Consider the following 12,455-nt stretch of genomic DNA (forward strand, 5'->3'; position numbering starts at 1 on the left):
ACGACGGGGCCGGTGCGCGGTGCAGGGACGCGGGGTGCTCTCGCGCTACGTTTAGAAAATGCGTGCAGACGACGGGCGGCTCGGTCGAGTCCGCCCGTTCTGGCTGCTGCGGAGCCGTGCGCAACGCGGGACGCTCGTGTCGACCGGTCTCGTGGTCGTGGTGATCGCGTTCCTCGCATCCGTGATGACCGGATTGGCGCTTCGCTCTCCCGGCACCGCCGTGCGGGCCACGCTGGAGCACGAGCCGTCAGCGGCGACGTCGCTCGCACTGCAGGCGTCGCAGGGCTCCGACCCGCGGGTTCAGGATGCGGCGGTCCGGTCCGTGGTGGCGCGGCAGTTCCGCGGTGTGCCTCTGCGGATCGCGCAGACCACGTTCGTCCCGACCGTCCCCGTGGCCGGCGGCGGCAGCTCGACGCTCCTGGTGGCGACGGATGCGCTGCATGAGCGGGTGCGGCTGACCTCGGGACGCTGGCCCGAATCCACCTCGACCCCGGCCGTGGGTGAGACGGCGCTCGACGCCGGCTTCGCACGTACGCACCGCCTCGCCCTGGGCGACACGGTCGTCCTCTCCGGACCGGACGGCCCCGTCACCGTCACGGTGGTGGGCATCTGGCTTCCGGTCGCCCCGGCGTCGCCGGCGTGGCTCGGACTCGCGAGCGGCGCCGCGGGGACCGACGGTCGAGCGATCGTCTCGAACGCCGTGGCGGACGAAGCAGGCGACGGCACCTCGGTGCAGTGGGTTCTGACCCCGGACCCGGCCCGCATCACCGCGGCGCAGCTCCCGCTGCTGCACAACGGTCTCGCCGACGTCGCAGACGCTCTGAGCGAGGACTCGACCGCGGCGGCCAGCCCGTTCTCGTCGAGCGGTCAGGCGCTCGCGACGACGACGGCGATGGAGCGTTCGGTCGTCGCACTGCGCGCCGTCATCCCCATCCCGCTGAGCGTGCTCGCGGTGTGCGCGGTGATCGCGCTCGCCCTGCTCGGCCGCTTGCTCGCCGACGCGCGCCTGGTCGAGACCCGCCTGCTCCGATCACGCGGTGTGACGCTTCCGCGGCTCGCCCGCGCTGCGGCCGTGGAGTCCGGCGCGGTCGCTCTGGTCGCGGTGATCGTCGGCACCGCTGCCGCTCAGCTCGTCCTCTGGACGCTCACCGGCGGCCCCACCGCCGGTCTTCCCGGAGCGATGGATGTGCTGCTCCCGCCGCTCGCCACTCTCGCCGCCGCGGTGGCCACCGCCACACTGACGGCCGTGCTGTCGGCGCGTTCCCTCACCGACGCTCCGGGTGCCGTCGAGGCGGGTCGCGGCCGGACGGCCGTCTCGGCGGGTCTCGCGGTGCTGGCGCTCGTCGCCGCGGCGGTGGCTCTGTGGCGGTTCGTGGTGTTCAGCTCCTCGACCGCCTCGGGAGGCGGGGGCGGGATCGATCCGGCCGGTGTCGTCGCCCCGGCGGCGGTTCTCTGCGCGATCGCGCTGCTCGGGCTGTCGCTCTTCGGTCCGGCCGCGGGAGCCGTCGAACGGCTCGCCGGCCGTGGACGCGGCGTCGCCGGGGTGCTCCCCGCCCGCCAGGTGGGCCGCGGGATCGCGCTGTTCTCCGGCCCGGTCGCCCTCATCGTCCTCACGGTGGGCGTGCTGACGTTCGCGGCGGGATACGCGGGCACCTTCTCCGGCTTCCTGCGCGACTCCACCCTGCTCACGACCGGGGGAGAGGTGCGGGCCGACCTCGGCGTCGGCGGCAACCCCAACGACGGCGGCGATCTGTCGGGGGCGGATCGCATCCGGGAGACCGGCATCACCGCGGCGCCCGCCATCGTCGACGACGCCACCATCGGCGACACGGACGCCACCCTGATCGTCACGGACGCCAGCCGCCTTGCTGCTCTGGTTCCCGTCGGTGGATACCTTCTCGACGCCGGTGACCTCGCGGCATCCCTCGCCGGCGGAGTGGGGCTTCCCGGTGCCGACCTTCCCGCCGATACGAAGTCGGCGATGTTGCGGGTGACGGCCGTCTCGGGGGACACCGCGGCAGCCGGCGTCGCGGCGCCGACGGAGGTGACGGTGTGGATGGCGACGAACGCCGGTGAGGCCGTCCCGATCATCGCGCGACCGGCGGCCTCCGGTGACGTGCTCATCGCTCTGCCCAAGGATGTCGGCCGACGTCTCGTCGCCGTCGACGTCACAGCCGAGGCCGCCGACGCGACCGACGTGACGGTCGCGGTGACAGGACTGCCCGTCGCCTCGAAGCCCGCGGGGGACTGGTCGCTTGCGCGAGCCGCGTTCGACTCCGACACGCCGTTCCGTGGAGCGGGGGCCGGGCGCGCGACCGCCGCACTGCTCGACGGAAAGGCGACCGCGCGTTTCGTGCCGGACGCCGAGCCGACGCTGCGCGTCGCCGTCACGACGGCTCTCGCCGCCGACGACTCACTCCGGGTGGGGCAGCAGATCGACGTGAACAGCCCGATCGGGGGACTGACCGCGACCGTGGCGCGCATCGTCCCGGCGCTGCCCGGGACGACCGCGGAGCGCGCCGTCCTCGCCGACTACTCCGCGGTGACCGCCCAGCTGCTCCGCACCACGCCGTCGGTATCGCGCGCGACCTCGATCTGGGCCACCGGAGACGACCCGGCAGCGGTGGAGCGCGCCGTCGCGGGCGTCGTCGGACGCGACGCGGTCGTCACCACCGCCGAGGGCGGCTTCGTGTCGCGCTTCCTCAGCGGCGCCGTGCTGAGCACCTGGCTGGGCGCGGCCGGCTGCGCGCTCCTGGCCGTCGCCGCGGTGGCCGCCTCGATCTCCTCGGCGCTGCGCCGCCGCCGTGGCGAGGTCGTCGTGCTGCGTGCGGTCGGCCTGTCGGCGAAGCAGCAGGCGTGGACGCGACGGGCCGAGGTGATCGGCGTCTCCGCGGCAGCAGCCCTGTTCGGCCTGGCCGGCGGCGTGGTCGTCGTGCTGCTCGTCGGCAACACGCTCGCGCGGCTCTCGGTCGTGACGGCGCCGTCGACCTTGTCCGTGCAGGGCCGGGTGGATCCGCTCGGCATGGGGGTCGGCGTTCTCGCGCTGGTCGCGGCCCTCGCCGTCGCCGTCTGGGCGTACGGGCGCTCTGTGCGGCGTCAAGCTCACGACACGGCCTACCGGGAGGAGACACGGTGAGCGCGCGTTCCCTCTCGGACCTCCAGCTGTTCCTGCGCTCGCTCCGGGCCTTCGGCGGCGGCCTCGCCCTGCTCGGCGTCGTCACTCTGGTGACCGCGACCGCCCTGGCCGCCTGGCCGCGCGTGAGCAGCGAGATCCTCGGCGGGGAGCTCCGCCACGAGCTCCAGCAGGCGGGAGCCGGCGGCCGCGACCTGACCACGGCGATCCGCACCGGGGTGGTGTCGAACGGGCCCGCCGTCGACCCGGCCCGGCTGTGGAACGCGCTGCCGGGGATCGCGGAGAAGGTGCGTGACCGGATGGCACCGACTCTTCGCGCCGCGACGGCACCGGGCGACAGCGCGGCGCGGAGCGACGAGCTCCCGACCTCGGCTCCCGTGGGCGCGGAGAGCAACAGCCGCTACACGGTCACCGTCGAGGCCTACCGAGACCTGCGGAAGACCGCGCACCTCGTCGAGGGCAGCTGGCCCACGTCCGCCGGGGGAACGACGGGAGCGCCCATCCCGGTGGTGCTCACGGTGGAGGCCGCGCGCTTGCTCGACTGGCACGTCGGCGAGGACCGGCGATCATCGGCGGAGCCCGGGCAGGACCTCTCCTTCCGTCTGAGCGGAACGGTCGCACCCGACGATCCCAAGGCCGACTTCTGGGATCTCGACGTCAGCCGGTCTCGCGGTCACTTCGTCGATGGCGGCGACTCCGGCAAGGAGTTCGGAGGGGTCGCGTGGGTCGATCCCGAAACCTGGACCGTGCTCGCGCCGCGCCTCGGCGCGACCTTCGCGTCGGTCTGGTTCCCCGTGGAGCCGCAGCGGTTCACCGCCGAGGCGCTTCCGGCCGTGCGGAGCGCTCTGGGGGGCTTCCTGGCCACACCGCTGTCGGTGACGGTGGGCGATGCGACCGTCCCACTCGCCATCGCCACGGCGGTGCAGGGGCCACTCGACGAGTTCGTCGCCCGTGCGCAGCCCGCGCAGACCTTGTTCGCGATCCTCATCAGCGGCCCTCTCGTGGTCGCGTTGACCGTTCTCGCGCAGGGCGCCCGCCTGGTGCTGGACCGGCGTCGGCCCGCACTCGCGCTGATGTCCGCGCGCGGCGCATCCCCGGTCCGTCTGCGCACCGAGCTCGGGATGCAGGGGCTGCTCGTCGCCGTCCCCGCCGCGGCGCTCGGACTGCTGGCCGCCGTGGCTCTCACGCCCGGCGGTGTTCCCTTGGCGCTGCCGGTCGCCCTCGCCTCGTTCTGCGCCGTCCTGCCCTCGATCGCTCTGGTGGTGGCGGCCGGGCCGCTGTCTCCCGCGGCAGGAGAGCGCGGTCGGGGTCGCTGGACGTGGGTCGCCGAGACCGTGGTCATCGGCTTGGCCGCGCTGAGCGTCGTACTGCTCACCCGGCGTGGTCTCGCCTCTCCGGGCGCGGGCCTCGAGGTCGACCCGCTCACCGCGGCCACCCCGGTCCTCGTGGCGCTTGCCGCCTGCGTGGTGGTGGTCCGGCTGACCCGGTACCCGATCGGGTGGATCGCGGCCGGCTTCCGGCGCGGTCGCGGCCCGGTGGCGTTCCTCGGCGCCTCGACGGCAAGGCGGTCGCGGTCAGGACTTCTCTGGCCGGTGTTCACCCTCGTCGCCGGAGTGAGCATCGCGCTCTTCTCGGTGAGCATGCTGGCGACGGCGACAGCCGGAGTGGGGGAGGGTGCGCGGATCCGGGTGGGCGCCGACCTGTCGCTCACTGCCGCATCCACCCTCAGTCAGCGGCAGCTCGACGCGGTCGGCGACCTCCCGGGCGTGCAGCGCACGGCGACGGTGGAGTGGGCCGGTGGGCTGCGCCTGACCGCGGGGGGAGTGTCTTCCGACGTCTCCGGGTACCTCGTGGACCCGAGGAGGCTCGACGCGGTGCAGGCCGACCTTCCGCCGGAAGCGCGGCTCTCCACCGCACTGACGGGCGGCATCCGCGGGCGCACCGCCGCCGCGCTCGGCGGCTGGTCCAGCCAGATCCCGATCACCAGCGCGCTCGTGGTCACCGGCGGCACCAACGTGCACCTCGGCGTCAAGGAGCTCGACTTCGTCCCCGGCGTTTATGTGCGGGACGCGGAGTGGGTCTACCTGGACGCCACGGCGCTGCCCGCGTCGAGCGACATCTCGGGCCGCCCGCAGACCGTGCTCGTGAAGCTCGCTCCAGGGGCGGATGCGGCGCGCGTCCACGCCGAGCTCTCCCGCATCGGCGGCAGGGGAGCCGTGGTCGGAGACGCGATCGCGGAACGCGACGCCCTGCGGTCGTCCCCCTTGGTCGCGGGCACGGAGCTGGTGGCCGCGCTGTCGATCGCGCTGACGGTCCTGCTCTGCGTGGCGGCGCTGCTGCTGACCCTGGTCATCAACACGTCGGCGCGGGTACGTCTCGTCGCGACCCTGCGGACCATCGGGTACAGCTCGCGCCAGACCGCCGGAGTGCTCGCCTGGGAGCTGGGGCCCGTGCTGGTGGTCGGCATCCTCGCCGGCGCGGTCGTCGGGCTGGTGCTGCCCGCGCTCGTCCTGGAACCGCTGGACCTGCGGGGTTTCACCGGCAGCCCCGTCCAGCCGCCGGTCGTGCAGGACCCGCTGCTCGTCTCCGCGGCGCTGGCCGGCTTCGTCGTCGTCGCCACTCTGGCGACGCTCGTCGCGCTCGCGACGGCACGCCGCCATACGGCGGCGGCCGTGCTGAGGAACGGAGGAGGAGAATGACCACCGTGACCGCCCCCGCCGACGCAGCCATCGACTGCACCGACCTGGTTCGCATCTTCACGGCCGACGGCATCGAGGTGCAGGCGCTGCAGGGGCTCACGCTGCGCGTCGAGAGCGGCGGTCTGGTCGCCATGGTCGGGGCGTCCGGCTCCGGCAAGTCGACGCTGCTCGGCATCCTCTCCGGCCTCGACAAGCCGACGGCCGGCACGGTCACCGTGGCCGGGCGCGACCTCCTGGCGCTGCGCAGTCGCGAGCGCGTCGACTATCGGCGCCGCACGGTCGGTTTCGTCTGGCAGCAGACGTCCCGCAACCTCCTCGGCTATCTGACCGCGCGTGAGAACCTGGCCCTCGCGATGTCCGTCGCCGGCACCGGCGACCGCGACCGGCGCGCGACCGAGCTTCTGGAGCTGCTCGAGGTCGGGCACTGCGCCGACCGTCGCCCCACGGAGATGTCGGGAGGCGAGCAGCAGCGTGTGGCGATCGCGGTCGCTCTGGCCAACGAGCCGCGCGTGCTGCTCGCCGACGAGCCGACGGGCGAGCTGGATGAGGCGACCAGCGCCGAGGTGCTGGAGGCGATGCGCGGGGTGAACCGCGAGCTCGGCGTCACCACACTCATCGTCACGCACGACCCCGCCGTCTCGGAGCACGTGGCGCGCACCGTCCAGATCCGCGACGGCCGCACGGCGACCGAGGTGCTCCGGCGCACGGGCGTCAACGAGGAGGGCCACGAGCACACCGTCGCCGAGGAGTTCGCAGTGCTCGACCGGGTGGGGCGGCTGCAGCTCCCGCAGGAGTACCTCAGCACCCTCGGGATGCGCGACCGCGTCCGCCTGGCGCTGGAGCAGGACCACGTGGGCGTCTGGCCGCACGTCGCAGACGAGGAGGAGCGCGCATGACGATCGCGGAGACCCGGACGGACCGAACGTCCGACCGGACGGACGTCCCGCTGCTCATGGCGGAGTGCGTATCCCGTACCTTCGACACCGCGGCGGGCCAGGTGACGGCGCTCGCGGAAGCGAGCCTGAGCGTCCGTCCGGGCGAGCTCGTGGTGGTGAAGGGTCCGTCGGGTTCGGGCAAGACGACCCTCCTGAACGTGCTGAGCGGACTGGACCGCGCGAGCGGCGGCCGCGTGGTCCTCGACGGCGTCGACCTGTCGACCGCGTCGGAAGCCCAGCTGGTCGAGTTGAGGCGACGCAGCACCGGTTTCGTCTTCCAGTCGTTCGGGCTGGTGCCCGTGCTCTCGGCGGCCGAGAACGTCGAACTGCCCCTCCGCCTGCTCGGCGTCGCCCCGGCCGAGCGGGATGCCCGGGTGGATGCGCTGCTCGACAGCGTCGGACTGTCCGGCCATGCGCGGCAGCGGCCGACCGAGCTCTCCGGCGGCCAGCAGCAGCGCGTCGGAATCGCGCGTGCGTTGGCGGGGGAGCCGCGCATCCTGTTCGCCGACGAGCCGACCGGTCAGCTGGACAGCATGACCGGGCGCGCGATCATGGACCTGCTGGTCGACCTCGTGCACGGCCAGGGAATCGCCGCCGTGGTGACGACGCACGATCCGCTGCTGATGGCGCGCGCCGACCGGGTGCTGGAACTGCACGACGGACGCCTGGGCGCCGGCACGTCACGCCCGCGCGGACGGCACGCGGCGCCCTCGGTGGAGGGCTAGGCGCGGCAGCGGATGCGCGGCAGACGGATTCACCGCGCAGAGACGAGCTGCGCCAAGTTGTCCAGCTCGTTGGCGCGCCCGGCGAGCAGCCGCTCGGTCCAGACGTCGTCGTGCAGCTCCTCGACCTGCATGACCACGCGCGTGCCCTCGCCTGCCGGCTCGAGGTCCACGACCGTGAGCTGCTCGTAGGGCTCGTGGTCGGGCACGAAGTCGATGACCGACCGGTAGGCGATCCGGCTGGGCTCACGGAGTTCGGTGAATACCTTCCGCGCCTGTGTGCTGAGCGGCAACCTGTTCTGCTCGAGGAAGGCGACCTGCGCCGGGTCCACCGCGGTCATCGTGTAGAGGAGCTCTCCATCCGGGCGGAGGTCGATGCGGTCGACCTCCGTACGGAAGCCGTCCGGCGCCCACCAGCGGGAGATGCCGTCGGCCGTGGTCCAGAGCTGCCATACGGTCTCGGGTGAGGCCGGGATGGTGCGCTCGATTGTCTTCATGGTTGCGTCCTCTCTGACTCGGATTGCGTCAGTGCAAGCCAGACGATATATTCGTTACGACGAATGTGTCAAGAGGGAGTCGAGATGGACGTTCAGCAGGCGCTCGCGGCGATGGGGGAGCCGACCAGGTTCCGCATCCTGACCCTGCTCGCCTCGGGCCCGCGCACGGTGGGGGAGGTGGCCGCCGAGATCGGCGCACTGCAGCCGCAGACCACCAAGCACCTGCAGCTGCTCGAAGCGGTGGGTGTCATCACGGTGGAGCCGATCGGCCGCCGCCGCCTGGCGCGCATCGACCGCGACGCCGTACTTGAACTGGCCGACTGGCTGGGCGGCCTGGCTTCCTCCACGACGGACGACGAAGCTCTGCGGCAGTATGCGGACGCCGTGCGCTCCGCCGGGACGGCAGTCGACATCCTGCTCGAGCGCACTTTCCTGACATCGCCCGAGGCGGTGTGGCGAGCCTGGACGGATCCCGCGCAGGCAGCGCGTTGGTGGGCTCCACGGCACTTCGACGTCGTCCGCTGCTCCGTCGCGGCCGAGGTCGGCGCGGCGGTCGAACTTGTGCTGCGGGAGGGCGACGGAACGGAGTACACGTCGGCCGGAGTCGTCCGGCTTGTCGAGCCGGGGCGCCGGATCGTCTTCGACCTGTCGCCGCTCGACGCCACCGGGCGGCCGTTCTTCGAGGTCGTCGTGGAAGCCGCGCTCGAGCCCTCGGACGAGAGCGTCGCCCTACGCGTGCGCATAGCGGCGGAGGGTGCCGACGCCGCCGCGGCGCCGATGCTGGCAGGGCTGGAGCCCGGCTGGAGTCAGCAGCTCGACCGGCTCGGCGCGCTCCTGCAATGAACGCAAGGTGCTACCGGCCGGGGTCGAGGCGCCGACGGATAGGGGAGTCATCCCGCGCGAGTCTGAGCGGGCTGGGCACCGACCAACTCGACCTCTACCTTCTGCACTGGCAGGGCGATGAGCTGGTGAGGCGAAGGAGATCGCCCGACCGTGCGACGGCGTCACGAATCCATTCGTTCGCCTCGCGCGGATAGAGCGGCACATCCAGGTCTGCGTCGTCGACCGGTCGCCATACGACCGGGGCCACTGAGCCGTCCGACTCCGTGAGACTTCCGCCTTCGGCTGCCGGTTCAGGATCCAGGATGCCCGCGTACAAGGCGACGATCTCGTGGCCGAGTTCACCGTTGAAGCGGAAGATGTTCTCGATCATGCCCAGATACGTCAGACCGAGGATCGCGGCGCCGAGTTCTTCGTCCACCTCGCGGACGATCGCCGCACGGTGCGTCTCGCCGAGTTCGACCCCACCGCCGACGAGCCGGTGGTATCCGAGCGGATTCTCGCTCGTGGGCGGATTGCTGCTGACGAGATGGCGTGAGCCGTCGGCGCTCAGCGCGATGAGCATCGCCTTGACGCGGATGCGGGAACGATCTACGGGCATACCGCCATCATCCTGGTTCCGCGGGGCGTGCGTCTGGAGGGCTTACGTCGTGCGGTGGAGGTCAGTCGGCCGCGATCCCCAGAGCGATCCTTTCGGTGTGCTCGGAGCCGTTCTGGTACCAGACGAATTCCGCCACGGTGAGCAGCTCGCTCGGACGCTCGACGACCTCTCGCGAGTTATTCGCGTATGTCTCCTGCCAGTCGTCACTGCTCAAGGCGTTGCAGTATGCGAGTGACATATGGAAAGTCCACTGGTCGAGTGGGAGCTCACCAATGCGCTGGAGGTCAGTGGCGTTCAACACCGAAGTGAGGCTCCCGTACGCGTCGACCAGTGACGCGGTTCGGTGGAGCCGCGCGATCAGGATCTGGAACGGCGTCGGAAATCCATCGACAGCCTCGACGCGGACCTCGATCGGCGCTTGCTGTCTTGCCCATGCCGTAATCGTGTCCTTCAGCTCGTGGACGCGCGTCGGCTCAGAGAACCCGCGCAGGGTCACGTGTCCTGTGTGTGGATGAGCAACCGCCTCCGGCAGCCGCGACTTCAACGACGTTTGCTCGGCCCGGTAAAACTCACCCACGGGACCGGTTGGCCTCAGCACGAGGTATTGCTGGCCCTCAAGAGAAGCCAGTAATCCCGGATCAGTCATGAATGCACGCGCCAACGGGGCCCTCCATCCGCTCAGTCAATCGACCGTATCGGGCCGCCATGCCCGGATGTGCAGTGTTACGAGGCGTGTGCCACGCTTGAGGTGTGAATGCTGACGCGCCCACCGAAGTGCTTTTCATCGGCGGCCGGGCTGGCGTGGGGAAATCGACCGTCGCGGCCGAGGCGTCTCACCTGCTTGCGTCCGCAAAGGTCCAGCACGCACTGATCGAGGGCGACAACCTCGATCAGGCATACCCGGAGCCCTGGCGCGGAGGCGTCGACCTGGCCGAGCAGAACCTGGCGGCGATGTGGAAGAACTACCGCAACGCGGGGTACCGGCGGCTCATCTACACGAACACTGTCAGCATCCTGCAAATTGAGCCGCTGATCGCCGCACTCGGAGGCACGGTCCGGAGCGTGGGCGTGCTGCTGATTGCGAGCGACGAGGCGACGCGATCCCGACTCGCACTGCGCGAAATCGGTTCTGCTTTCGAGGAACACGTGCAGCGCAGCGCTGCTGCTGCACGAAAGCTTGCTGCAGAGGCCGAACCCGCCATCCATCGCGTGGACACCGATGGACGGACGGTCAACCAGATCGCCCGCGAGATCGTTGGCTTGACCGGGTGGTCTCGTGCGCAAGATCGCTCCGTCTGACGCCGATGCCCGACACGACCCTTCTGCGTGCGAGCCGAAGGGCTCAGCGCCGACCGGGATCCAGGTTGACGCCGATCCCGTACTTCAGATAGGGCTGCGGCGAACCGATCAGCAGCTCCGGGTTGAGCCACACCAGCTGTGCCTCTGTGAGGCCGAAGCGGCGCGACACCTGGTAGATCGTGTCGCCCTGGCCGGGCACGTAGTAGGCGAGGGTTCCGCCGTCGAGGACGGTCCGGCCGCGGGCGTTCGCCACTGAGCCGTGGTCCGCCGCCGCGAGGCCCGGGTACGCCGGGGGCAGCGTCCAGTCGATGGTCGCGACGGCGAACACCCGCGCGTCGCCGGGCGGTGACTCCTCCAGCGAGTGCAGAAAGGTCGGGTCGCCGGCGGCGGGGGAGTCGAGCGGCAGCCTCATGACGAGGTCGCCGGCGGTGCTCGACGGGCCGGCCACGAGGCCGTAGTAGTTCTCGTCCTGGATGTTCTCGGGTTTGCCGTCGTGCCGCTTCCCGGTCATGGTCAGCATGATGTCTCCGAGGTTCACCGCCGAGGGGTCGTCCGGCGTGATGTGCACCTCCAGGCCGCGATCCTGACCGACCACGATGCGCACCGCGCCGGTCAGGGGATGGTCGGTGACCGTGCCCGGGATCGGCTCGTGCTCGATCACTCTGAGCTGACCGGTGCCGATGGTCTGGCCGGCCACAAGCAGGTTCGGGAGCTGCTGCGCGATCGGCACCGGATCCGGGTCGGGACTCGCCGTCGATGTCGTCGTCGGGTGCGCTGGAGTGTTCAGCAGCGTGCATCCTGAGACCAGTGCGAGCACCGTCGCAGCGCCGACCGCGACCATGGCCGCCTTCATCCCCCCGTGGATCATGTGTCGATACTAGTGAGCGGTGGCCGGGGCACTCCACCGGCACGCGTTCCGCACGTCAGGCGGGAACTATTGCTTCCGATCCGGCAGCCGCCGGGCGAGGATCGCTCCTTGCGGGCGAGCGCCCGCCTCTACCCGCTCAGACGTCTCAACGATTTCGAACCCTGCGGCCTCCACCTCCGAGGCGAGTCGGTTTAACGGTCTAGGCAGGCAGTAAACTTAGTGCAACGCAGTTGCATTACTTAGCGCAATGGTGTTTCATTAACTCATGAGTCGGGTGCGGCTCGCCACGGGGTCTGCGCGAGGCTTCGGTCGCGCTCTTGTTCTCGCGGCGGATGAGTCGTCGCGACCGCAACATCCCAAACCCCGAACGCAAGGAGATAACAATGTCAGAGTCAATGGATCGCGATTACGCGACCGCGCTCAACGAAGCCGAGAAGCTCCTCGGCTTCCGGCTCGAGCGCTTCCTCGAGACCGGCCCGTCCGAGCCGGAGAACGCTGAGGACTTCAAACGGATCGCCACCATCCAGGCGTTCGGAGACGCCTGGCCGCGCACCGACCACCTCGACACGCGCACCCGCGCGCTCGTGTCGGTGACCATCGCGGCGTCCCTCGGCGTCCTCGAACCGCTGCGCGGGCAGCTGCGGATCGCGCTCAACAGCGGAGCGACCAAGGAGGAGATCGTGGAGGTCTTCATCCAGATCGCCGCCTACGCCGGCGTCGCCCGTGCCTTCGAGGGCTACGGCATCGCGGCTGAGGTCTTCGCAGAGCAGGCCTGAGCGAGCAGGCGGATCTCGTGCAACCCGCGTGAATCGTATCGCTGATAATGCACATTATGTCAGGTTAAGGCGGGTGTACTTGCGA

The 12,455-nt window shown here is 71.0% G+C and carries 11 protein-coding genes; 7 read left to right on the forward strand and 4 right to left on the reverse strand.

Annotated features, from left to right (window positions below):
- The first annotated feature begins 58 nt into the window (after positions 1-58).
- From ACTJI1_RS07175 to ACTJI1_RS07190, 4 genes are read left to right on the forward strand one after another with little or no spacing between them, the layout of a single operon-like run.
- Positions 59-3,136 (forward strand): FtsX-like permease family protein, encoded by a 3,078-nt coding sequence (locus ACTJI1_RS07175; protein ID WP_440742056.1) that lies wholly within the window; start codon positions 59-61, stop codon positions 3,134-3,136.
- Positions 3,133-5,832 (forward strand): FtsX-like permease family protein, encoded by a 2,700-nt coding sequence (locus ACTJI1_RS07180; protein WP_440742057.1) that lies wholly within the window; start codon positions 3,133-3,135, stop codon positions 5,830-5,832. The genes ACTJI1_RS07175 and ACTJI1_RS07180 overlap by 4 nt, the downstream gene beginning before the upstream one ends.
- On the forward strand, positions 5,829-6,728 hold the full coding sequence (locus tag ACTJI1_RS07185; RefSeq protein ID WP_440742058.1) for an ABC transporter ATP-binding protein: 900 nt from the start codon (positions 5,829-5,831) through the stop codon (positions 6,726-6,728). The genes ACTJI1_RS07180 and ACTJI1_RS07185 overlap by 4 nt, the downstream gene beginning before the upstream one ends.
- Entirely contained in the window at positions 6,725-7,492 is a 768-nt protein-coding gene (locus ACTJI1_RS07190) for an ABC transporter ATP-binding protein (protein WP_440742059.1), read from the forward strand. Before ACTJI1_RS07185 ends, ACTJI1_RS07190 begins: the two co-directional genes overlap by 4 nt.
- 29 nt (positions 7,493-7,521) lie before the next feature.
- On the opposite strand, the gene ACTJI1_RS07195 is transcribed toward ACTJI1_RS07190, so the two are convergent.
- Positions 7,522-7,986, reverse strand: a complete 465-nt coding sequence (locus ACTJI1_RS07195) for an SRPBCC family protein (RefSeq protein WP_440742060.1) — start codon at positions 7,984-7,986, stop codon at positions 7,522-7,524.
- Positions 7,987-8,070: 84 nt separating this feature from the next.
- Here ACTJI1_RS07195 and ACTJI1_RS07200 point away from each other — a divergent pair, with 84 nt between their 5' ends.
- Positions 8,071-8,829: an SRPBCC domain-containing protein gene (locus ACTJI1_RS07200; RefSeq protein WP_440742061.1), complete on the forward strand. Its 759-nt coding sequence runs from the start codon at positions 8,071-8,073 to the stop codon at positions 8,827-8,829.
- Between the two features lie 94 nt (positions 8,830-8,923).
- Here the strand turns inward: ACTJI1_RS07200 and ACTJI1_RS07205 are convergent, their stop codons facing one another.
- Entirely contained in the window at positions 8,924-9,427 is a 504-nt protein-coding gene (locus ACTJI1_RS07205) for an NUDIX domain-containing protein (protein WP_440742062.1), read from the reverse strand.
- Between the two features lie 61 nt (positions 9,428-9,488).
- Complete coding sequence (locus tag ACTJI1_RS07210) at positions 9,489-10,073, reverse strand: 2'-5' RNA ligase family protein (RefSeq protein ID WP_440742063.1); 585 nt, start codon at positions 10,071-10,073, stop codon at positions 9,489-9,491.
- A 104-nt stretch (positions 10,074-10,177) separates the two neighbouring features.
- Between ACTJI1_RS07210 and ACTJI1_RS07215 the strand changes: the two genes are divergently transcribed.
- Positions 10,178-10,726, forward strand: coding sequence for an adenylyl-sulfate kinase (locus ACTJI1_RS07215; RefSeq protein WP_440742064.1), 549 nt, complete (start codon positions 10,178-10,180; stop codon positions 10,724-10,726).
- Between the two features lie 43 nt (positions 10,727-10,769).
- On the opposite strand, the gene ACTJI1_RS07220 is transcribed toward ACTJI1_RS07215, so the two are convergent.
- On the reverse strand, positions 10,770-11,594 hold the full coding sequence (locus ACTJI1_RS07220) for a LysM peptidoglycan-binding domain-containing protein (RefSeq protein WP_440742065.1): 825 nt from the start codon (positions 11,592-11,594) through the stop codon (positions 10,770-10,772).
- Between the two features lie 395 nt (positions 11,595-11,989).
- Here ACTJI1_RS07220 and ACTJI1_RS07225 point away from each other — a divergent pair, with 395 nt between their 5' ends.
- Complete coding sequence (locus ACTJI1_RS07225; protein WP_440742066.1) at positions 11,990-12,370, forward strand: carboxymuconolactone decarboxylase family protein; 381 nt, start codon at positions 11,990-11,992, stop codon at positions 12,368-12,370.
- Positions 12,371-12,455: the final 85 nt, after the last annotated feature.

The sequence above is a fragment of the Leifsonia sp. 22587 genome (assembly GCF_052044215.1).
Classification (GTDB): domain Bacteria; phylum Actinomycetota; class Actinomycetes; order Actinomycetales; family Microbacteriaceae; genus Leifsonia; species Leifsonia shinshuensis_C.